The 21,439-nt window shown below is 64.6% G+C and carries 22 protein-coding genes and 1 tRNA gene; 15 read left to right on the forward strand and 8 right to left on the reverse strand.

Annotated features, from left to right (window positions below; all coding sequences use genetic code 11):
* Position 1 precedes the first annotated feature (1 nt).
* The 10 genes from V2L18_RS13585 to upp all read left to right on the forward strand — a co-directional run bounded on the left by V2L18_RS13585 (position 2) and on the right by upp (position 8,815).
* Positions 2-997, forward strand: a complete 996-nt coding sequence (locus V2L18_RS13585) for an ABC transporter permease (RefSeq protein ID WP_336178805.1) — start codon at positions 2-4, stop codon at positions 995-997.
* Complete coding sequence (gene cdd / locus V2L18_RS13590; RefSeq protein WP_336178806.1) at positions 994-1,413, forward strand: cytidine deaminase; 420 nt, start codon at positions 994-996, stop codon at positions 1,411-1,413. The genes V2L18_RS13585 and cdd overlap by 4 nt, the downstream gene beginning before the upstream one ends.
* Complete coding sequence (locus tag V2L18_RS13595; protein ID WP_336178807.1) at positions 1,410-2,231, forward strand: purine-nucleoside phosphorylase; 822 nt, start codon at positions 1,410-1,412, stop codon at positions 2,229-2,231. Before cdd ends, V2L18_RS13595 begins: the two co-directional genes overlap by 4 nt.
* Positions 2,224-2,991 carry a deoxyribose-phosphate aldolase gene (gene deoC / locus V2L18_RS13600; RefSeq protein WP_336178808.1) on the forward strand — a complete coding sequence of 256 codons (768 nt, stop codon included), beginning with the start codon at positions 2,224-2,226 and terminating at the stop codon, positions 2,989-2,991. The genes V2L18_RS13595 and deoC overlap by 8 nt, the downstream gene beginning before the upstream one ends.
* A complete protein-coding gene (gene deoA / locus V2L18_RS13605; RefSeq protein ID WP_336178809.1) occupies positions 2,991-4,304 on the forward strand; it encodes a thymidine phosphorylase in 1,314 nt (437 codons plus the stop codon). Before deoC ends, deoA begins: the two co-directional genes overlap by 1 nt.
* 89 nt (positions 4,305-4,393) lie before the next feature.
* On the forward strand, positions 4,394-5,614 hold the full coding sequence (locus V2L18_RS13610) for a phosphopentomutase (protein ID WP_336178810.1): 1,221 nt from the start codon (positions 4,394-4,396) through the stop codon (positions 5,612-5,614).
* Positions 5,615-5,645: 31 nt separating this feature from the next.
* Positions 5,646-5,822 carry a hypothetical protein gene (locus tag V2L18_RS13615; RefSeq protein ID WP_336178811.1) on the forward strand — a complete coding sequence of 59 codons (177 nt, stop codon included), beginning with the start codon at positions 5,646-5,648 and terminating at the stop codon, positions 5,820-5,822.
* Entirely contained in the window at positions 5,823-6,827 is a 1,005-nt protein-coding gene (locus V2L18_RS13620) for an adenosine deaminase (RefSeq protein WP_336178812.1), read from the forward strand.
* Complete coding sequence (locus V2L18_RS13625; RefSeq protein WP_336178813.1) at positions 6,824-8,134, forward strand: DUF1688 family protein; 1,311 nt, start codon at positions 6,824-6,826, stop codon at positions 8,132-8,134. The genes V2L18_RS13620 and V2L18_RS13625 overlap by 4 nt, the downstream gene beginning before the upstream one ends.
* Positions 8,135-8,185: 51 nt before the next feature.
* Positions 8,186-8,815 carry a uracil phosphoribosyltransferase gene (gene upp, locus V2L18_RS13630; RefSeq protein WP_107988059.1) on the forward strand — a complete coding sequence of 210 codons (630 nt, stop codon included), beginning with the start codon at positions 8,186-8,188 and terminating at the stop codon, positions 8,813-8,815.
* An 80-nt stretch (positions 8,816-8,895) separates the two neighbouring features.
* Here upp and V2L18_RS13635 read toward each other — a convergent pair whose 3' ends face one another.
* The 7 genes from V2L18_RS13635 to rpmH form a co-directional block, all read right to left on the reverse strand.
* Positions 8,896-9,582 carry a pyrimidine 5'-nucleotidase gene (locus tag V2L18_RS13635; RefSeq protein WP_336178814.1) on the reverse strand — a complete coding sequence of 229 codons (687 nt, stop codon included), beginning with the start codon at positions 9,580-9,582 and terminating at the stop codon, positions 8,896-8,898.
* A 189-nt stretch (positions 9,583-9,771) separates the two neighbouring features.
* Positions 9,772-10,602, reverse strand: coding sequence for an acetylglutamate kinase (gene argB, locus V2L18_RS13640; protein WP_336179127.1), 831 nt, complete (start codon positions 10,600-10,602; stop codon positions 9,772-9,774).
* 204 nt (positions 10,603-10,806) lie between these two features.
* Positions 10,807-11,496: a ribosome biogenesis GTP-binding protein YihA/YsxC gene (gene yihA / locus V2L18_RS13645; RefSeq protein ID WP_336178815.1), complete on the reverse strand. Its 690-nt coding sequence runs from the start codon at positions 11,494-11,496 to the stop codon at positions 10,807-10,809.
* Positions 11,497-11,559: 63 nt separating this feature from the next.
* Entirely contained in the window at positions 11,560-12,249 is a 690-nt protein-coding gene (locus tag V2L18_RS13650; protein ID WP_336178816.1) for a CatB-related O-acetyltransferase, read from the reverse strand.
* 184 nt (positions 12,250-12,433) lie between these two features.
* The gene (gene yidC, locus V2L18_RS13655; RefSeq protein ID WP_336178817.1) at positions 12,434-14,275 is read right to left on the reverse strand and encodes a membrane protein insertase YidC; all 1,842 of its coding nucleotides are present in this window, start codon (positions 14,273-14,275) and stop codon (positions 12,434-12,436) included.
* A gap of 16 nt (positions 14,276-14,291) precedes the next feature.
* Positions 14,292-14,720 carry a ribonuclease P protein component gene (gene rnpA / locus V2L18_RS13660; RefSeq protein ID WP_336178818.1) on the reverse strand — a complete coding sequence of 143 codons (429 nt, stop codon included), beginning with the start codon at positions 14,718-14,720 and terminating at the stop codon, positions 14,292-14,294.
* A 44-nt stretch (positions 14,721-14,764) separates the two neighbouring features.
* Positions 14,765-14,899, reverse strand: coding sequence for a 50S ribosomal protein L34 (rpmH, locus tag V2L18_RS13665; protein ID WP_336178819.1), 135 nt, complete (start codon positions 14,897-14,899; stop codon positions 14,765-14,767).
* A 589-nt stretch (positions 14,900-15,488) separates the two neighbouring features.
* Here rpmH and V2L18_RS13670 point away from each other — a divergent pair.
* From V2L18_RS13670 to V2L18_RS13690, 5 genes are all read left to right on the forward strand, one after another.
* Positions 15,489-16,301, forward strand: coding sequence for a TVP38/TMEM64 family protein (locus tag V2L18_RS13670; RefSeq protein WP_336178820.1), 813 nt, complete (start codon positions 15,489-15,491; stop codon positions 16,299-16,301).
* Positions 16,298-17,728 (forward strand): FAD-dependent oxidoreductase, encoded by a 1,431-nt coding sequence (locus V2L18_RS13675; RefSeq protein ID WP_336178821.1) that lies wholly within the window; start codon positions 16,298-16,300, stop codon positions 17,726-17,728. Before V2L18_RS13670 ends, V2L18_RS13675 begins: the two co-directional genes overlap by 4 nt.
* A gap of 133 nt (positions 17,729-17,861) precedes the next feature.
* Positions 17,862-19,313, forward strand: a complete 1,452-nt coding sequence (locus V2L18_RS13680; protein WP_336178822.1) for a HAMP domain-containing sensor histidine kinase — start codon at positions 17,862-17,864, stop codon at positions 19,311-19,313.
* A 204-nt stretch (positions 19,314-19,517) separates the two neighbouring features.
* Positions 19,518-19,594: transfer RNA gene (locus V2L18_RS13685), tRNA-Arg, on the forward strand.
* 168 nt (positions 19,595-19,762) lie between these two features.
* Positions 19,763-20,566, forward strand: coding sequence for a class I SAM-dependent methyltransferase (locus tag V2L18_RS13690; RefSeq protein WP_336178823.1), 804 nt, complete (start codon positions 19,763-19,765; stop codon positions 20,564-20,566).
* A 78-nt stretch (positions 20,567-20,644) separates the two neighbouring features.
* Here the strand turns inward: V2L18_RS13690 and phnF are convergent, their stop codons facing one another.
* A complete protein-coding gene (gene phnF, locus V2L18_RS13695; protein ID WP_336178824.1) occupies positions 20,645-21,397 on the reverse strand; it encodes a phosphonate metabolism transcriptional regulator PhnF in 753 nt (250 codons plus the stop codon).
* Positions 21,398-21,439: the final 42 nt, after the last annotated feature.

A 21,439-nucleotide genomic window follows, 5' to 3' on the forward strand; every position in this document is an offset into this window, starting at 1 on the left:
CATGATCGACTTTCTTGCCGCCATCTTTTCCATCATCTTCAACCTGTCGACGCTCGACGCCGCGGTCCGCCTGTCGACGCCGCTGCTGCTTGCGGCACTGGCCGGTCTCTTTTCCGAGCGTTCCGGCATCTTCGACATTGGGCTTGAGGGCAAGATGCTGGCGGCCGCATTCGCCGCCGGCGCGGTCGCGGGTGTCACGGGTTCGGCTTGGCTCGGACTTGCCGCCGGTGTGATGATCTCCATCGCGCTGGCGCTCGTCCACGGCTTCGCCTCGATCACCGCGCGCGGCAACCAGATCGTCTCCGGCGTCGCCATCAATTTCTTTGCCGCCGGCCTGACAGCGCTGCTCGGTCAGGCGTGGTTCCGTCACGGCGGGCGCACGCCGCAGCTCGGGCGCGATGCGCGGTTCGGCGAAATCGATCTGCCGGGGGCGGATGCGCTGAAGGACGTGCCGGTCGTCGGCGACATCTACAATCACCTGATTTCAGGCCACAACATCCTCGTCTACGCGGCGTTCTTCGCGGTCCCGTTCTCCTGGTGGGTGCTCTACCGCACGCGCTTCGGCCTGCGGTTGAGGGCAGTCGGCGAAAATCCGGCGGCAGTCGATACCGCCGGCATCTCGGTGACGTGGCTGCGCTATCGCGCCGTCATCTGTACCGGCATCCTGTGCGGACTTGCCGGAACCTACCTCTCCATTGCCCAGTCCGCCGGCTTTAACCGCGACATGACGGCAGGCCGCGGCTTCATCGCGCTCGCCGCTCTCATCTTCGCCAAATGGAAACCGGTTCCGGCCATGTTCGCCTGTCTTCTCTTCGGCATGCTCGATGCGGTCGCCATCCGCTTGCAGGGCCAGGCGATCCCGGGCGTCGGCGTCATTCCGGTGCAGTTCTTCCAGGCGCTGCCCTATATCCTCACGGTCATCCTGCTGGCCGGTTTCATCGGCAAGGCCATTCCGCCCAAGGCGGGCGGCGTCGCCTACGTCAAGGAGCGCACATGAGTTCGTTCGATGCGCTTTTCGCGGCAGCTAAAGCGGCCCGCGAAAACGCTCACGCCCCCTATTCGGGCTACAAGGTTGGCGCGGCCCTGCGCACCCGCGACGGGGCGATCCACGCCGGCTGCAACATGGAAAATGCGAGCTACCCGGAAGGCTGGTGCGCGGAGACGACGGCGCTGGCCTGTATGGGCGTATCCGGTGCGCGCGAGGTCCTTGAAGTCGTCGTGATCGCCGACGGCGAGCGGCTCTGCACGCCCTGCGGCGGCTGCCGCCAGCGCCTTGCCGAATTCGCCGGCCCCGACACGCCCGTCCACATCGCCGACCTTGGCGGCCTGCGCCAGACATTCACCCTCGGGGAACTTCTGCCCGCCGGGTTCGCTCTGGAAGACAAGGACAAAACCGGCGGAGCGACATCATGAGCGGTTATGGACAGCAATGCGCGGCCATCGTGCGCGCGGCACGCGATGCGCCCTATCGGGTCGGCATCGTGCTCGGCTCCGGCCTCGGCACGCTTGCCGATGCGGTGGAGGGGGCAGTGCGCATTTCTTATAACGAACTGCCGGGCTTCCCCGTTTCCACCGTTTCTTCGCACGCGAGCGAAGTGGTCGCCGGGCGGCTGGCGGGGTGCGAGGTAGTCGTCCTCGCGGGCCGTGCGCACTACTACGAGAGCGGCGATCCCACCCGCATGCGCACGCCGCTCGAAACGCTGAAGGCGCTGGGCTGCGAGACCCTCATCCTGACCAATGCCGCCGGCTCGCTCGACATCGACGTGGCGCCCGGTTCGCCGATGCTGATCACCGACCACATCAACTTCTCCGGCTTCAATCCGCTCATCGGCGAGGAAAGCGATGCCCGCTTCGTCGATATGAACGGCGCCTATGACAAGGATCTGCGCGCTCGTGTAAAGGCGGTGGCGGTGGAAAACGACATCCCGCTCGCCGAGGGGGTCTATGCCTGGTTCTCCGGTCCCTCCTTCGAGACGCCGGCCGAAATCCGCATGGCCCGGACCCTCGGGGCGGATGCGGTCGGCATGTCGACCGTGCCGGAAGTGATCCTTGCGCGTTTTCTGGGATTGCGGGTCGTTGCGATTTCGACCATCACCAACCTCGCCGCCGGGATGCAGGCAACGCTGTCTCATGCGGAAACGAAAAGGATGGGCCTGGAGGGCGTCGGCAAGCTGACGACGCTCGTCACTGGGCTCTTGAAAACGCTCGACAAGGACGAGGCCGATGCCTGATCTCGATGCCCGCGCGGTCGCCGCGCGGGCTCTGCCGCTTCTCGATCTGACCGACCTCAACGACGATTGCGACACGGCTGCGATCAAGCGCCTGTGCGCACGCGCAGTCACGCCACACGGCAACGTCGCCGCCGTCTGCATCTGGCCCCGCTTCGTGGGCGATGCAAAGGTTCTTCTGGCCGGAACAAAGGTGAGGATCGCAACTGTCGTGAATTTCCCCGGCGGCGACATGGATATCGCCGCGATCATCGAGGAAACCCAGCAGGCGATTTCCGACGGTGCCGACGAGATCGACCTCGTCATGCCCTATTCGACGTGGCTTTCAGGCGACCGGGTGGTGGCGGAATCCACCATCGTACGCGTGCGCACCGCCTGCATGCCGCCGGTCCGGCTCAAGGTCATTCTGGAGACGGGGCGCATCTGCGATCCTGGCCTCATCCGCGAGGCGTCCGACATGGCAATCGCGGCCGGCGCCGACTTCATAAAAACCTCCACCGGCAAGGTGCCGGTCAACGCGACGCTGGGTGCGGCGCGCATCATGCTGGAGGCGATCCGCGATGCCGGCCAGCCGGTGGGCTTCAAGCCGGCCGGTGGCATCCGCACGGTGGAGGACGCCGCCGCCTATCTGACGCTGGCCGACGAGATCCTCGGGCCGGGCTGGGTAAACCCGGAAACATTCCGCTTCGGGGCAAGCGGCGTGCTCGATGCCCTGCTTGCCGCGCTGAACGGCGAACAGTTGACCGCAGGCGGAGGCTACTGATGCTTGCCCAGGAGATCATTCGCAGAAAGCGCGACGGCGCGACCCTGACCGGCGAGGAAATCGCCGGTTTCATCGAGGGGCTGACTGCGGGCACGGTCACCGAGGGACAGGCCGCCGCTCTGGCGATGGCCGTCTTCTTCCGTGGCCTGACCATCGACGAGCGCGTGGCGCTGACACTTGCCATGCGCGACAGCGGCACGGTGCTCGACTGGTCCGATATCGACCGGCCCGTGCTCGACAAGCATTCAACAGGCGGGGTGGGCGACAACGTCTCGCTGATGCTCGCTCCCGCGCTCGCCGCCTGCGGCGCCGCCGTGCCGATGATCTCGGGCCGCGGTCTCGGCCACACGGGCGGCACCCTCGACAAACTCGATTCCATCCCCGGCTACACGTCCCAGCCCGACAACATGCTCTTTCGCAAGGTCGTGGCCGAGGTCGGCTGTGCCATCATCGGTCAGACTGCGGATCTGGCCCCTGCCGACAAGCGTCTGTACGCTATCCGTGACGTGACGGGGACGGTGGAAAGCCTCGATCTGATTACCGCCTCGATCCTGTCAAAGAAACTCGCCGCCGGACTTCAGGGACTGGTTCTCGACGTGAAGTGGGGCTCCGGTGCCTTCATGGGCAGCCTGAAGGAAGCCGAAGCGCTCGCGCAAAGTCTGGTGGATGTTGCCAATGGTGCAGGCCTCCGGACCACGGCGCTACTGACCGACATGAACGAGCCGCTGGCCAGTGCGGCGGGCAATGCGGTGGAGGTGCAGAATGCCGTCGACTTTCTGACCGGCCGGCATATCGACAACCGCCTGCTCGACGTCACCGTGGCACTCGGCGGCGAACTGCTGGCGACCGGCGGCTTCGTGGCCGACGCGCGCGAAGGCGCGGACAGGATACACGCGGCCTTCGACAGCGGCCGGGCTGCGGAATTATTCGGCCAGATGGTTGCCGCGCTCGGTGGTCCGGCCGACTTTATGGAAAAGGCGGAAGCCTATCTGCCCTCAAGCCCCGTCGTCCGCGAGATCCGCGCCGATGATGCCGGTCTGGTCCGCGCGATTGACGCACGTGCCGTCGGCATCGCGGTTATCGAACTCGGTGGCGGCCGGCGCCGGGCGGAAGATGCCATCGATCCGCGCGTCGGCTTCACGCAGCTTGCCGGCATCGGCATGCCGGTCGGGCCGCAAGAGGAGCCGCTGGCGGTGGTTCATGCCGCCGACGATGCCGCCGCAGACAGGGCGGCTGAGGCCCTGCGATCCGCCTACACGATCGGTGGCGAAATCGCGGATCACGATGTCATCGCCCGCCGCATCGCGCCCTGAGCGCCGCGCTGCGTGATATCGAATTTGAGCGGCACGTGAAAAGTGCCCTTTCCGGCCTCGATGGCCGGCAGCGACAATGAGGAAACCCAATGGGCCGTGCCATTTTGATGGTGCTTGATTCCTTCGGGATCGGTGGCGCCGGCGACGCCGACCGCTTCGGCGATTTCGGGGCCGATACGCTCGGCCATATCGCGGAGGCCTGCGCGCGCGGCGCCGGCGACAGGCCCGGCCTGCGCTCCGGCATCCTGCAGCTTCCCAACCTGGACCGTCTCGGCCTCGGCAACGCGGCCGTCGCCTCCAACGGCATCCGTCCGCCGGGACTTGAATACTACGGCGCGCCGGAGGGGCTTTGGGGCTATGCGGCGGAGGTCTCCCACGGCAAGGACACCCCGTCGGGACACTGGGAGATCGCCGGCGTTCCGGTTCTTTTCGACTGGGGCTATTTCCCCGATACGGTTCCCACGTTCCCGCAGGAACTGACGAAGGCCTTCATCGCCCGCGCCGAAATTCCGGGCATTCTCGGCGACAAGCATGCCTCGGGCACGGAGATCATCAAGGAGCTGGGCGAGGAGCACGTGCGGACGGGAAAGCCGATCTGCTACACGTCGGGCGACAGCGTTTTCCAGATCGCCGCGCATGAGGAGCATTTCGGGCTGGAACGGCTCTACCGGATCTGCGAGATCGCGCGCGAACTGGTCGATCCCTACAACATCGGCCGCGTCATCGCCCGCCCGTTCGTGGGAGAGAGCGCCGAGAATTTCCAGCGTACCGGCAACAGGCGCGACTATTCCGTGCTGCCGCCGGAGCCGACCCTGCTCGACAGGGCGAAGCAGGCGGGCCGGAAGGTGATAGCGGTCGGCAAGATATCCGACATCTTCGCCCATCAGGGCGTGACGAAGGTGATGAAGGCGACAGGCAACGAGGCGCTGTTCGAGGCGAACCTCAAGGCCGTCGACGAGGCCGGCGACGGCGATCTCGTCTTCACGAATTTCGTCGACTTCGACATGCTCTACGGCCACCGTCGCGACGTGCCGGGCTATGCCGCGGCGCTGGAGGCGTTCGATAAGCGCCTGCCGGAGATCGAGGCTCGTCTGAAGCCTGGCGATATCGCCATCCTGACCGCCGACCATGGCTGCGATCCGACCTGGCACGGCACGGATCACACGCGCGAGCATGTTCCCGTTCTTGCCTTCGGGCCGGGTATCGCCGGCCGCCCGATCGGCGCGCGTCCGACCTATGCGGACATCGGGGCGAGCATCGCCCGGCATCTGGATCTGCCCCCGGGCAAGCATGGCCGAAGCTTCCTGTGAGGTCGGCGCTTTGACCGCAAGGATGGATCCAATGCAGGCAAGGCGCTTCAACGCGACGGAGGACGGACGGCTGGCGCACAAGCGGGCGCCGAACCGCTCGCGGCGCTCTCGCCATGCCTTCGATCTGCAGGGCGGCGATGGAACGGCTGAGCGGCCGTCCGACAACCGGCTGCGTCGTTCTGCCGACAAGCTTATGCGTGGTTTCTGAATGCGCCCGACGGCGGAACTCCATTGCCATATCGAGGGGGCCGCTCCGCCTGCTCTCGTGCGCAAGCTCGGCGAACGCCACGGCATTTCGCTCGATGGTCTCTTCACGCCCGAAGGCGGCTATGCGTGGCACGATTTCACATCGTTCCTCGCAGCATATGACCGGGCGGCCTCCGTCTTCCGCACGCCGCAGGATTACGCCGATCTCGCGCACACCCATTTCGCGACTTCAGCCCGCGAAGGCATGATCTACGGCGAGATCTTCATCTCGCCCGATCATGCGGCCAATGCCGGCCTTTCCTACGCCAGCTATGTTGAAGGGCTGGCGGCCGGTATCGAGCGTGCCCGCGAGGAGACGGAGGTGGAAGGCCGGATGATTGTGGTCGGCGTCAGGCATCTCGGCGAAGAGGCGGTGGAGCGCGCCGCGCGCATAATGGTTGAGGAGCCGCACCCGCTCGTCACCGGGTTCGGGCTTGCAGGCGACGAGAGACAAGGGCGGGCTGCGGACTTTGCGCGGGCCTTCACGCTGGCGGGGGAGGCCGGATACGGGCTCACAGCCCATGCCGGAGAGTTTGGCGGTCCGGAGAATGTCGCAGACGTGCTGGACCATCTGGCCGTCTCGCGCATCGGCCATGGTGTGCGCGCGATCGAGGATCCTGCGCTTGTCGCCCGGCTTGCGGACGAACAGGTTGTGCTGGAAATCTGCCCGGGCTCGAACATCGCGCTTGGTGTCTGTTCCGATCTTGCCAGCCACCCCATCGGCCTGCTGCGCCGGGCCGGCGTCGCCGTCACCCTGAATTCCGATGACCCGCCGTTTTTCGACACGACGCTTGCCCGTGAACACGAGGAAATGGCACGGACGCAAGGCTGGGACGACAGCGCGCTGGAAGCGTTGACGAGGACCGCCCTGCGTGCGGCCTTTTGCGACGAGGAAACCCGCGGCCGTCTGCTTGCCCGCCTTGACGGCCAGGATGTCGCCAACCCTCCCTTGAGGCTCACGCCATGATCAAAGACGAGAAATCCGGCTTCGGCCCCGTCGCGGACGACCTGCCCGAAGGCTATGACGAGGCGCTTGCTCACGAGGCCCGGCAGCTCATGACCAGTGCCGCCGTTCGCAGGCGCGCGGATCTGTTGTTTCGGCGGGCACTGGGGCAGGGGCTCGATCATGTGGCGGTAGACATGAGCGCGCTTGATCCTGCGGCCGACCGTGTCGCCGCTTTGATCCAAGAGCGCTGGCCCGATCTTGCCCTGCCGTTCCATTCGCTGTGGCGCCGCTTCGAAGCCGGCGGCCATGATCGCTTCGCTGGTCTCGCCAATGCGCGGCAATGGGCGGACGTGCGCGAAATGGGGCGGGCTGCCTTCGACATGGCGCTCGTCAGCGGCTTCCTCGGCATCGTTGCGCCCACTGACTGGGGCTATGATGACGGAATATCGCAGGAACGTTATGGCGGCGAAGAGGGACTTGCGATCGCAAGTCTTGCGATGATTGCGAGCGGGCTCTTCTCCGGCGTCCCGGGCGATCCGCTGCGTGCCGATGCAGGGCAACTGGTGCGGATATCGACAGACGAAATCGCCTCCGGCCTGCAGGTCGGAGCCGGAGCTGATGCGGGGCTGATGGATTGCGCTGGCCGGGCCGAAGCGCTGCGGCGACTGGGCGAAGCTGTGGGCCTTCGCGACGATCTCTTCTCTCGCGAGGACGATCCGCGTCCCGGCGGTCTTTTCGATCTGCTTTTCGACGAGGGGCTTTCCGGCCCCCTGTCTGCACAACGCATTCTGGATGTGGTCGCTGACGGTTTGGTGCCGGTCTTTGCCGGCGGGCCGCAGCTTGGCGGTATCCCGCTTGGGGATACCCATCACCATCCGGCCGTGGCCGGCGAGGGGACCGCGCCGGCGACCGAAGGTCTGCTGCCGCTTCATTCCCGCCTGCAGCGTCTCGTGACCGACCTTGCCGAACCGCTCGTCTGGGCCGGTGTTGAAATCGTCGGGCTTGAGACGCTGACAGCCTGCAGCGATCCGCAGGCCGTCGGTCTGCTTTTCGATCTGGCGCTCTTGAAGCGGATCGGACCTGCCGTCACGCAGACTGAGCCCGATATTGGCGATGCCCTGGTGGTTGAATCTCGAGGGCTTACGGTTGCGCTTTTTGATCGACTCGCGGCAAAGGTGCGCGAACGTCTGGGCGTCACCGAGGAGGAAATGCCGCTCGCCGGCCTGCTGGAAGGCGGCATGCGATATGCCGCAGGCAAGATTGCACTGGAAAAGCGCGACAGCGCGGCGCCGGCACTTCTGTTCGCAGGCGCCGACAGGTTACTGTGAGCCATCAACGATAGACTTGAGGCCGGCAGGCCAAGAAAAGGAGTTTCCGGCATGAGCACGGCGACCGTCATCGATCATCCGCTGGTGCAGCACAAGCTCACCATCATGCGTGACAAGGAAACCTCCACATCGAGCTTCCGGCAGCTCCTGCGCGAGATCGCGCATCTGATGTGCTATGAGGTCACCCGCGATCTTGAGCTGACCGAAATCACCATCGAGACGCCGATTGCCGAAATGCGGGCGCCGACGCTGGCCGGAAAGAAGCTCGTCTTCTGTTCGATCCTGCGCGCCGGCAACGGCTTGCTGGAAGGTATGCTCGATCTGGTGCCGTCGGCCCGCGTCGCCCATATCGGCCTCTACCGCGATCCCAAGACGCTGATCCCGGTGGAGTACTACTTCAAGGCGCCGGAGGATCTTGAGGACCGGCTCATCATCGTCGTCGATCCGATGCTGGCCACCGCCAATTCCGCCATTGTCGCCGTGGAACGGCTGAAGGAGCGCGGCGCGAAGAACCTGCGCTTCGTTTGCCTTCTGGGCGCCCCGGAAGGGGTAAGGAAATTCTCCGAGGCCCATCCGGACGTGCCGATCTTCACAGCCGCGATCGACGAGAAGCTCAACGAGCACGCCTATATCGTCCCCGGCCTCGGCGATGCCGGCGATCGCATGTACGGAACGAAGTAACACCTGGAACGGGGCATGGCTCGCAGCCGATCCCTGTGCGTCCCGACCCGTGCCAGTGCAGTGCCTGTGTGCGCTCCGGCCTATTTCACCAGCGTTTCCAGGAACGCGGCGAGATCGTCGGTGACGTAATCGACGTGCGGGGCGTTGCGGCCCTTCAGTTCCCAGTCCTCGCGAAAGACTTCGCGCGTCCCGCCCGGCACCACCAGCACGGTGCGCATGCCGAGATCGTGCGGAACTTTCAGATTGCGCGCCAGGTCCTCGAACATCGCGGCTTTGTGTGCCTCGATACCGTAGAGCCGGATGAAACGCTCATAGGTCTCCGCATAGGGTTTGGGCATCAGTTCGGCTTCCTCGATGCCGAACGTGTCGGAAAAATAGTCGAAGATGCCGAGCTTGGTCGCAACCGCGCGCGCGTGGTTGCGGGTGCCGTTCGTCATGATGAATTTGCGGCCTGGCAAACGGCCGATCGCCTCTCCGAGCCTCAGATCCGGCCTCAGCGCCTCGTGATCGATATCGTGCACGAATTCCAGAAAGTCGTCCGGCTCGATGGCATATTCCATCATCAGCCCGCGCAGCGTCGTTCCGTAGCGTCGGTAGTAGTCCTTCTGGATCCGTTGCGCATCCTCGCGGCTCATGCCCGTCAGCCGGATCACGTAGTCGACGATCCTGTCATCGATCTGGGCGAACAGGTTCGTCTGCGCCGGATAAAGCGTGTTGTCGAGATCGAAGACCCAGTCGGTGACCGAGCTGAACGCGTTCATTGGCATCGGGGGAGGGCTCGTGAGATTGGCGCCGCCGCGGGAATGCGGCGGCTGGGTGCCGGGGCAGGCAGGCGACCGCCTTCGAATAGGCGTCTGCACGCCGAGCGTCAATCGGGGGAAGCGCGTGGCCGCGTGGCCGCACCGGTCGCGCATGACCGCGAACGCGCTGCGTCGGCTTGCCGGAACCCCGAGGGGCTAACGCGTGATAAGGGTGCCCGCACCGCCTTCGGTGAAGAGTTCCAGAAGGACGGCATGCGGGACCTTGCCGTTGAGGATGACGACACCCTCCACGCCCCGGTCAAGTGCATCGATGCACGTCTCGACCTTCGGGATCATGCCGCCGGAAATCGTCCCGTCCACGATCAGCGCGCGCGCCTCGGCGGCGGTGAGCCGCTTGATCAGCTTGCCGTCCTTGCCGAGCACGCCCGCAACATCTGTCAGGAACATCAGCCGCGAGGCGTTCAGGGAGCCCGCGATGGCGCCCGCGAACGTATCGGCGTTGACGTTGTAGGTTTCGCCGTCCGCACCAGGCGCCACGGGGGCAACTACGGGGATCAGGTCTTCCTTCAAGACCAGCTTCAGCACGGTCGGGTCGACCGTCTTCGGCTCGCCCACGAAACCCAGATCGACGATCTTCTCGATGTTGCTGTCCGGATCGACGACCGTGCGCGTCAGCCTGTCCACCACCACCATGCGGCCATCCTTGCCGCAAAGTCCGACCGCGCGTCCGCCTTCGGTATTGATGGTGTTGACGATGTCCTTGTTGATGCCGCCGGCCAGCACCATCTCCACGATCTCGACGGTCGCCTTGTCGGTAACGCGGAGCCCGCCGCGGAACTCGCTCTTGATGCCGAGCCGCTCCAGCATGGAGCCGATCTGGGGGCCGCCGCCGTGCACGACCACCGGATGGACGCCCGACTGGCGCAGCAACGTGATGTCGCGCGCGAACGCTCGTGAAAGCTCCGGGTCGCCCATGGCGTGGCCGCCGTACTTCACCACGACCGTGCGGTTGTCGTAGCGCTGCATGTAGGGCAGGGCTTCGGAGATGATGGTGGCGCGCGTCTGCGCGGGCGTCGAATGATTGTTCACTGCGGAGGTGTTTTCGTCGGTCATGTCCGATCCTGTGCCCGGTTCGGAAAGCGTCTATAGACCAATTTGCGTTCCGGGTTAACCGCAATTGCCGATGGAAATATTCCGCAGCGCAAGCAAGGCGCCGTTCGTGGCGTCGGTTCAGCGCGGGAGGGCGGGGGCGACGAAGCCTCCGAGTTCCGCGATCGTCGCGCGCAACTCGGCAAGCCCTGTGCCCTTCTCGCTGGAGGTCGCGAGGACGACGGGGAAGGCGGCCGGCCGCCGGCCGATCTCCTCCTGCGTCTGACGGATGAGCTTCTCAAGCGCCGGTGGCTTAACCTTGTCTGCCTTGGTCAGCACGATCTGGTAGGTCACTGCGGCCGTATCCAGCGCCTTGAGGGCGGCGAGGTCGTTGCCCTTGAGCCCGTGCCGGGCATCGACAAGCACGAACACCCGGCGCAGATTCGGTCGTCCGCGCAGGTAGTCGAAAATCAGGCTCGTCCAGGCATCCACGGTCTTCTTTGGTGCCTCAGCATAACCGTAGCCGGGCATGTCGACGATGGTGATCGGCTCCGCTCCGCCAAAATCGGAGGTGGAGAAGAAATTGAGGAGCTGCGTGCGACCGGGCGTGTTGGAGGTTCGCGCCAGTCCGTTGCGACCGGTCACCGCGTTGATGAGGCTCGACTTGCCGACATTGGAGCGGCCCGCGAAGGCGACCTCGACGCCCTTGGGCGGGACAAGCTGATCGTAACGCGCGACCGATGTCACGAAATCCCAGGTGCGGGCAAACAGAAGCCGGCCGGCTTCAAGAGCCGCGGCGCGCGCTTCGCTATCGTCTGGGTTCTGGTCCATGGATCTCTTCTAGGGCAACTCGTTTTCCGGGGGAACCACCGAAAGGGTGGCAAAGGGTTCGTATTATTCGGGCGACGCAGGAGATTGACTGGCTCCTTGCGCGCTAGGCAGCGAAGTCGCGGCGCGTTCCAGAGCGTCGATATCGGCGCCGCGAATGCGGTCCAGGTGGCGGCCGATCTGTTCCGCCGGCCAATTCCACCAGGCGATGGCCAGCAGCCGGTCGATGGTCTTGTTGTCGAACCGCCTGCGGATAACGCGTGCCGGGTTGCCCACCGCAATTGCATAAGGCGGAATATCGCTGGCCACGACGGCGCGCGTCCCGACGATTGCACCGTCGCCGATGGTGATGCCCGGCATGATCGTCGCTTCCCGGCCGATCCAGACATCGTTGCCGATGGTCGTATCGCCGCGCAGGCCCGCGTCGATCGTGGCAAAGTCGAAGCCCTCGTCCCACCCTTGTCCGAATATGTTGAAGGGATAGGCGGAAAGCCCCGTCATCGCATGATTGGCGCCGTTCATGATGAACTGCGCACCCATTGCGATTGCCGTGAACCGGCCGATGATCAGCCGGTCGCCGAGAAACTCGAAATGGTAGCGAACGCAGCGGTCTTGGAACCCGGCCGCGCCATCGTCGTCGTGATAGTAGGTGTAATCGCCAACGAAAATGTTCGGCCGGGATATGGCGTTTTTCAGGAAGACCGTGTGGGGTTCGCCGTTGAACGGGTAGAGGCAGTCCGGATCGGGGCCATGCATGGTGTCGTCCTCATGCTGGAGAGAAGATGCCGGCTCACATGCGATCGATCGCATCGGCCGACAGCCTGTTCCGCTTGATCCGCTCCATGGGCATGATGATGCCGGAATGCGGATCGCCTCTACCTGATCATGAGCGCGAACTCCTCTGGGATCGTCGGGTCGGCTGCTGCGGCGCGGTGCGCCGTCAGCTCTTTTCCGGCGCGTCCTTCTTGCGCTTGAACGTGCCGGCGACGTTGCCGAACAGTTCCACCTTCACGCCCTGCCGCCGCATGATGACGTACTGCTGCAGGATCGAGAGGGTGTTGTTCCAGGCCCAATAGATGACCAGACCGGCGGGGAACGAGCCCAGCATGAAGGTGAACAACACCGGCATCCAGTTGAAGATCATCTGCTGCGCGGGCTCGGCCGGCGTCGGATTCATCTTCATCTGGAAGAACATCGTGATGCCCATGATGATAGGCCAGACGCCGATCATCAGGAAGTGCGGCGCATCCCACGGCAGATATCCGAACAGCGTGAACACCGACGTCGGGTCCGGTGCGGACAGGTCATGGATCCAGCCGAAGAACGGCGCGTGCCGCATCTCGATGGTGATGTAGAGCACCTTGTAGAGCGAGAAGAAGACCGGGATCTGAACCACCACCGGCAGACAGCCGGCCAGCGGGTTGATCTTCTCCTTCTTGTAGAGCTCCATCATGGCCTTCTGCTGGGCGGCCTTGTCGTCCTTGTAGCGCTCGCGGATCTCCACCATCTGCGGCTGGACCTTCTTCATCCGGCTCATCGAGACGTAGGACTTGTTGGCGAGCGGGAAGAAGATGAGCTTGACGACGACGGTCGCCAGCAGGATCGCGATGCCGAAGTTTCCGACCAGCTTGTAGAAGAAGTCGATCATGTGGAACATCGGCTTGGTGATGAAATAGAACCATCCCCAGTCGATCAGCAGGTCGAAATTGTGAAGCTTGTACTCGTCGTCGTACCTGTTGACGATCGCAACTTCCTTGGCGCCGGCGAAAAGCCGGGTCTTGGCCTGCGATGAACCGCCTGCGGGCACGGTGATCGCATCGCCCAGATAGTCGGCCTGATAGCCGTCCACGTTGGGGATGTAGGAAAAGCGCGGCTGGAACTCGCCGCCTTCATTATCCGGCAAAAGGGCCGCGGCCCAGTACTTGTCGGTAATGCCCAGCCAGCCTTCCTTGATCTTGTCGCCGCGGATGGCCTTCTCTTCCTTCAGATCCTTGTACTTGACCTCTTTCAGGCCTTCGTTGCCGAAGACGCCGATCATGCCTTCGTGCAGGATGTAGAAGTTGGCCGTGTGCGGCGTGCCGTGCCGCGAGATCAGGCCGTAAGGGTATAGCTTCACCGCCTCGCCGGTCGTGTTGTCGACCGACTGGGTGACGGTGAACATGTAGTCCTTGTCGACCGCGATCGTGCGATGGAAAACGAGGCCCTGGCCGTTGTCCCAGGAAAGCTCCAGCGGATTGGTGGTCGTCAGCGGGCCGGAGCTCGTCTGGGTCCAAACCGTCTGCGCATCGGGGAGCTTGATGTTCGCGGCCGGATCCGCGGCCCAGTCGAACTCGGCATAATAGGGCGTGGCGGAGCCCGACGGCGAGAACAGCGTGATCGTCGGGCTGTTGTCGTCCACCGTCTCGCGGTACTTCACCAGATGGATGTCGTCGATGCGCGCGCCGCGCAGGTTGATGCTGCCCGACAGGCTTTCGGTCTTGATCTCCACGCGCGGGGAGGCGGCCAGCGCCTGCTCGCGGCTCATCGCGGCATCAGGCTGCGCGGCGGTTCCGGCTCCGGGAGCGGGCGCAACGCCCTGTGCTTCGCCCGGCGTCGGCTTGGTGGACGTCGGCGCCTCGGGCGTCGCACTCTCGCCGGGCTGCTTGGAGGCGGCCTCCTGCTGGGCGATTTCCTGCTGCTTGCGCTGTTCGTCGATCCGCGGTTGAACGATCAGGAACTGCCAGCCGAGCAGGATCGCCAGGGAAAGCACGATCGCGATGATGTAGTTCTTGTTCTCGAACATGCCTCTGGTCTCACCGTTACTCTGATTTCGCCCTGGGCGCGGTGTTTGGCTTGTCGCGGCGCCTGAGCGCGCGGTGATCCCGTTGCGGATGATCCTGTCCGTCAACGGGAGATCTGGCGTCCTTATGCACGCGGGCAAAGCCTGCGGCCAAATCCTTTTTCAGATCGGAAAAGGAAATATCGAGTGCCGCGCGTCGACCTATGAGGACATAATCGCATGCCGGCCTGGCTGCAAATGGCGCCACCTCACGGATGGCCGCCCTGAGACGCCGCTTGATGCGGTTGCGTTCCACGGAATTACCCGTCTTCTTGGTGACGGTGTAACCGATGCGCGGCATGTGGCCGCTGTCGGAATCGCAGAGCGCTTGCAGCACGAAAGCGCGCCGAGGTGCCCGCACGCCCTTGGCGACTGCGAGAAACTCGGAGCGCTTCTTCAGCACAGGCATGGAGAAGGGCGGTACAGCCATTGGCAATCCGCCTCGTTCAAGCCTCAGGCGGACAGCCGCTTGCGGCCCTTGGCACGGCGGCGGCTGATGACCTGACGGCCATTCTTCGTGGCCATGCGGGAGCGAAAACCGTGGCGGCGCTTGCGGACAAGACGGCTCGGCTGATACGTGCGCTTCATTGTTTCCCACCGCGCCGGACGCGGCCCTTGACTTAAAAACTGACTAGACGATCGGTGTTCGGCTGAGGATGCGCCCGGCGCGCTCGCTCAAGCGCACGTTCCAAACGGACAGGGCGCACGTCACGTGCAAAACCGCAGCCGGAAAGAACCGGTCGGGCGACAGGTCCTGATGGAGCGCGCTTATACGGGCGGCGTTCGCCTAAGTCAACGCAAACGGATGTCGAACAGCGAAGGCAAACGGACTGGCGTTGTCCATGCGCCGCCGACGGCGAGGGTAGCAAGGATGCCTGTCGGCCGCTCGCAAGGCACGCCAGATGCGGGTCGTTGGCCGTTTTTAGGCCTCACGGGGGCTTGATGCCCTTCCGAATATTCATCAATTCCGGGTGAAGTGGCCTGTTTCAGCGCGCGCGAAGCGGCGATGATCTCTAGATAGCTCAACTGAGGTGCTGGACGACGTGAACCCGATTTCGCCGCAGCCTGTGCGCATATCCCGGTAATCCACAATCGCGTGGGAAAGGTCTGACGGGCGCGCGCCGATGGCGGAAGCGCGCGGTGCTGTCCAAACGTAATGCCGGAAACCGGAGGCCCGATGCCGAGACACGATCAGATCGAGCCCTCCGCGCAGCGCCCGAGCGAAACGGGAGGCCCGGCGAAAACGTCGGCCTGGAAGCGCTGGTTGCCGCTCGCCGGCCTCGCCGCGCTGATGATCGTCGGTTTCGCGCTTGGCTGGCACCGATATCTTTCCCTTTCGCAGCTCATCCGCCACCGTGCGGAACTCGCCGATGTGGTGGCGGGCAACTGGATCATGGCGGCGGGGATCTTCTGTGTCGCCTATGTGGGTGCCGTGGCGCTGTCTTTCCCGGGAGCCTCGCTGCTTACGATGGCCGGCGGACTGCTCTTCGGGACGCTTGCGGGGGGGACCATGACGGCTTTTGCCGCGACCGCCGGGGCCGTGATCATTTTTCTGGCCGCACGCAGTTCGCTCGGCCATGCGTTGAAGGATCGCGCCGGCCCGATGACCGCACGCCTAGCCCGGGGCTTGCGCGAGGATGCCTTCAACTACCTGCTTTTTCTGCGCCTCACGCCGATCTTCCCGTTCTGGCTGGTCAACGTCGCCCCGGCGCTCGTCAACGTGCCGCTCCGCACCTACGCCGCGGCAACCTTCATCGGCATCCTGCCTGGAACCTACGCCTACGCAGTTCTGGGCTCGGGGCTCGACAGCCTGATCTCGGCCCAGGAAGAAGCAGATCCCGGATGCGCGGCGCGCGGGGATTGCCATCTGGATCCGACGGCCCTTGTCACGCGCGAGATGATCATCGCCTTCGTCGCGCTCGGGCTGGTTTCGCTCATTCCCGTTGTCGCCAAGCGGTGGCGCCGCAAGCGCATGGGAGAAAAGACATGACCCGGCGGACCATTACCCCGGACATCTGCGTCATCGGCGCCGGTTCCGGCGGCCTCAGTGTCGCCGCTGCCGCTACCGCCTTCGGCGTCGATGTGGTGCTGATCGAGAAGGGGCTCATGGGCGGGGATTGCCTGAACCACGGCTGTGTTCCCTCCAAGTCCCTCATCGCCGCCGCCGCCGGCGCGGCATCGACCCGCGCCGCGGCCGCGTTCGGTGCCGAGTGCTCCGACCCGCGGTTCGACTATTCCCGCACCCACGCCCATATCCGCGATGTCATCGCCGCGATTGCCCCGCACGATTCGGAGGAGCGGTTCGAGGGGCTCGGCGTGACGGTCCTTCGCGATCATGCCCGTTTCGTCGACGAAAGGACGGTTGAGGCCGGCGACATCCGGGTTCGCGCCCGGCGTTTCGTCGTTGCCACCGGTTCCTCCGCGGCCGTGCCGCCGATTCCCGGCCTTGATTCGGTCGCTTACCTCACCAACGAGACGATCTTCGATCTCACCTCCCGTCCCGATCGTCTTCTTATCGTCGGAGGCGGTCCCATCGGGATCGAACTGGCACAGGCCTACCGCCGGCTCGGGGCGGAGGTTGCGGTCGTGGATGCTGCTCAGGCTTTGTCGCGCGAGGATCGGGAGGCCGCCGCCGCCGTTCTCGAAACGCTGCGTTCCGAGGGCGTCCGCCTTTACGAGAACGCGAAGATCACACGCGTGGAGCCCGACGGTGACGGCATCGCGGTCGTTATGGAAACGGCGGAAGGCGAGGGACGCCTGTCAGGTTCCCACCTTCTCGTCGCTGTCGGTCGCACGCCCAATGTCGCGGGGCTGGATCTTGAGGCGGCCGGTATCGAGCACGATCGTTGGGGCATCCGGGTGGACGGTTCGATGCGCACGTCCAATCGCCGCGTCTATGCCATCGGCGACGTTGCCGGCGGCCTTCAGTTCACCCATGCGGCGAACTACCACGCCGGGCTGGTGGTTCGCGCCATCCTGTTCCGCCTGCCCGTACGCAACAAGCCCATTCTGGTTCCGCGCGTCACTTTCACCGACCCGGAACTCGCCCATGTGGGAATGAGCGAGGAAGAGGCGCGCGGGCGTCACGGCGATTCGATATCGGTGCTTCGCGCGTCTTTTGCGGAAAACGACCGGGCCCGTGCCGAAGATCGCACGGAAGGGTTCGTCAAGCTCGTGACCGACAGGCGCGGTCGCATCCTCGGCGTCACGATTGTCGGCGCCGGTGTGGGAGAACTGATCTCGCTCTGGTCGCTTGCCGTATCCCGGCGCCTGAAGGTCTCCGCCATTGCCGGCCTCGTCCTGCCCTATCCGACATTGTCGGAAACGGGAAAGCGCGCGGCCGTCGCTTTCTATTCCGCAATCCCGCAAAAGCCGTGGGTCAGGCGGCTGGTTCGTTTCCTGCGCATCTTCGGATAAGATGCGGCCGATCCCGTCACCGGACGCGCACGCAACGACCGTCATGCCAGACACCGCCGAAAACGTCCGCTCTGCCGAATCCGCGGCCTTAGGCACGCGGGGGCGACGCGTCGGGCTGTCCGCAAAGCTCCTCATGCTCACCGTCATCTTCGTGATGCTGAGCGAGGTACTGATCTTCGTGCCCTCCATCGCAAATTTCAGAAACAACTGGCTTTCGGACAAGCTGCGCACCGCGGGTGTCGCCGCCGCGGTGCTTGCGGAATCCGACGTCATTTCGCCCGCCCTTCAGACGCGGCTGCTTCAGGCGACGGGATCGGATGCGATCGCGCTCAACGATGGCCCGACCCGACGCCTCATCGCCATGGACACCATGCCGCCCATGGTCGACGAGGTTGTCGACATGAGCCGGATGAATGCGTCGGCCTCGATCGTTCAGGCCTTCGATACGCTGATGAACGGTGCAGGGCGGACCCTGCGTATCATCGGCAAGGCCGAAATGGGCATGAGCGGCACGATAGAGATCGTCATGCCGGAGACGCCGCTGCGAAAGGCGATGCTCGGGTTTGCGGTCCGCATCCTCGGTCTGTCGCTGGTCATTTCGATCATCACCGCATCGCTCGTCTACATTTCGCTGCGCTGGCTGTTCGTACGGCCGCTGCAACGGCTCTCCGCCAACATGGCGCGCTTCGGCGAAGCTCCGGAGGATGCCTCACGGGTGATCGTGCCGTCGGGCCGCGCCGACGAGATCGGCGAGGCCGAAGAACGGCTCTCCACCATGCAAAAGACGCTCGGCCAGACGCTGCATCAACAGCGCCGGCTCGCCGACCTCGGTCTTGCGGTCTCCAAGATCAATCACGATCTGAGAAATCTTCTCGCCTCCGCCCAGCTTTTTCTGGAGCGCCTGGAGACGAGCTCGGATCCGCTCGCGGCCCGGCTTGCGCCCAAGATCGTCTCCACGCTCGACCGTGCCGTCGGATATACCCGCGCGGTGCTCGCCTACGGCCGCGCCCAGGAGGCGCCGCCCGCCCGCCGGATCGTGCGTCTTGCCCGCATCGTCGATGATGTCGGCCAGGTGCAGGGGCTTGTCGAACACGAGGCTATCGCGTGGGAAAACCGGGTCGCCGAGAATATGGAGATCGATGCCGACCCGGAGCAGATCTTCCGCGTCCTGATGAACATCTGCCGCAATGCGGTGCAGGCGCTTCAGGGAGAGGGCGACCCGGCGGTGGTTAAACGACTCTCGGTTGCGGCTGAGCGCACCGGCACGGTGGTGACGATTCGAATCGCGGACACCGGTCCGGGCGTGCCTGCGGCCGCGCGGGCGAATCTCTTTCGCGCCTTTCAAGCTTCCGCCCGGCCGGGCGGCACGGGACTGGGGCTTGCCATCGCTTCCGAACTCGTGCGTGCCCATGGTGGTGAAATCGCCCTGGAGGAGCATGGCCCCGGAGCCGTCTTTCGCATCACGCTGCCCGACCGACCATTGGATTTCACCCGGGCTCGGGCGGTTCAGGACGGTACACGCAGGCTGGAGCGGGACTTCGGCAATGCGCCGGACGAGCGTGCCGGAGATCCTGGAAACGGTTGACATAGCGACCTGCCAAAGGGGCGATTTCCACAGGCATGACCACTGGTTGGGCCTTAAAACAGAATTCGCGTTCGCCACGCTTGCAATCGGAAAGCTTAGGCAGTAGAGGTAGCGCGCTGTTCGGGAACGCCTTAAGCGCGCCGCACAGAAACGACAGGCGGATGTCCCGCATCCGCCGACGACCCGGGCGAAAGCCCACGGCAGGCGCCGGTAGCTCAGCTGGATAGAGCACCAGACTACGAATCTGGGGGTCGGGGGTTCGAATCCTCCCCGGCGCGCCATTGCCTCGACAATGGCGCACCTCGCCTTTCCGAATAAGCTCAAATCCCTCTGGGGACGCAGCTGAAACCCCCTCTGTCATCTGTCACGCAAAACCGATCATTCCGCCGTTGTGTGGGGCGATTTGTGGTGCGGGCGGATTTTGTCGTGCGCTTGAAGGAGTGGAACCGATGACGAAGACAATCTCGGATTATACGGCGGCCAACCGTGCTGTTTGGGAAGCCTCCGCCCCGCTTCATGAGCAGGGCGACGAGTGGGATGCTCTCCTTGCCCAGGTCCGGGAACCCGGGTTTTCGGTGCTGGACAGCTGCCTGACGGAAACGCTTCGGGCCCTGAGCCTCTCGGGTGCAACGGCATTCCAGGTCGGCTGCAACAATGCCCGCGAGCTTTTGTCGCTGCAGGCCCTGGGGCTCGTGCCCAAGCTTGGAATCGACCACTCCGCGGCGTTCATCTCGCAAGGGGCGAGGCTGGCGGCGGCCTGCGGCGCCGATGTGCGGCTGGTCGAAGCCGACGTCTATGATCTGCCCTCCGGGCTCGGCAAATTCGATCTGGGGCTGATCACGATCGGCGTTCTCAACTGGATGCCTGATCTGCCTGCGTTCTTCCGGATCGTCTCGGAACTGTTGAACGACGGGGGGCGGCTCGTCGTCTACGAAACCCATCCCATTCTGGAGATGTTCGATCCCGCGAGCGCCGCGCCCCATGAACTCGCGTTCAGCTATTTCGAGCGGCAACCGCAGAAGATCGAAGAGATCATCACCTATGACGGGCTGGATCACGGCAAGGGTGAGATCGGCTACTGGTTTCAGCACACTCTGGGAGACATCGTGACGGCTTGCGCGAATGCAGGGCTGCGGATCGCCGAGCTGACGGAATACCCGCACAGCAACCGTGAGCCGCAATACGATATTTACCAGGGTCGTTCTGCGCAGATCCCGATGTGCTACTGCCTGGTCGCCACAAAGACGGTCTGACCGAAAGGGGCGGACGGACCGAAATTGCAGTGGGGGCGCCGCAGCCTTGCTGCCGGCCTCGATGCGGTACGGGGCGCGTCAGCTTTCTACCGTGAGCTGGACGCGTTCGGCCGCAAAGCGCGTGCGGGCCACCTGGATCGGCTTGCCGCCTGTATCCACGTTCAGCACGGCCGTAACGAGAACCGGGGCATCGGGCGGTATCTGCAAGAGGCGCGCTTCGTCGGGTTCTGCGATGCGCGCCGAAATATCGGTTCGGGCGCGGGAATAATCCGTCACGCCGTGCGCGGCGAGGGCCTTCGTCACCGATCCTGTCTCCGCATAGTGCAGTACAAGATCGGGGAAGCGCGCGGCAGGGAACCAGGCGGTTGATACCGAAACCGGAATACCGTCCGCCACATGCAGCGTTTCCAGCCGGTGCAGGGCGGAGCCGGCCGGCAACTGCAGCTTGTCCGTCAGCCACGGTGCCGCCGTTTCGCGGAACGAAGCGATCAGCCGTCCGCCCGGTTCCCGGGCCTGTCGCGAGATGATCTCCGAAAAACGGGTGCGCGAACCGATCGGATAGCTGATCGGGGCGCTCTCAACGAACGTTCCGCGGCCCTGGCGCGACGATACCAACCCTTCGTTGGCGAGTTCGCCGACCGCCCGGCGGATCGTGTGCCGATTGACGCCGAAGCGCCGGGCAAGCTCCGCTTCCGCCGGCAGCTTCGCACCTTGCCCCCAAAGACCTGCGCGGATGTCACCTTTCAGCCGCTCCGCGATCTGCCGCCACAGCGCCACGCCGCCGCTGCGCTCCATCGAGATGCCGGTCGTGCTCCCGTCTGTCGCCGTCATCGGCCCGATCTTCCTCTCCTGATCCCAAGCGGTCATCTGCCG

Origin of the sequence: Breoghania sp. JC706 (assembly GCF_037026715.1) — a bacterium.
In the GTDB taxonomy this organism is placed as follows: Bacteria; Pseudomonadota; Alphaproteobacteria; order Rhizobiales; family Stappiaceae; genus Breoghania.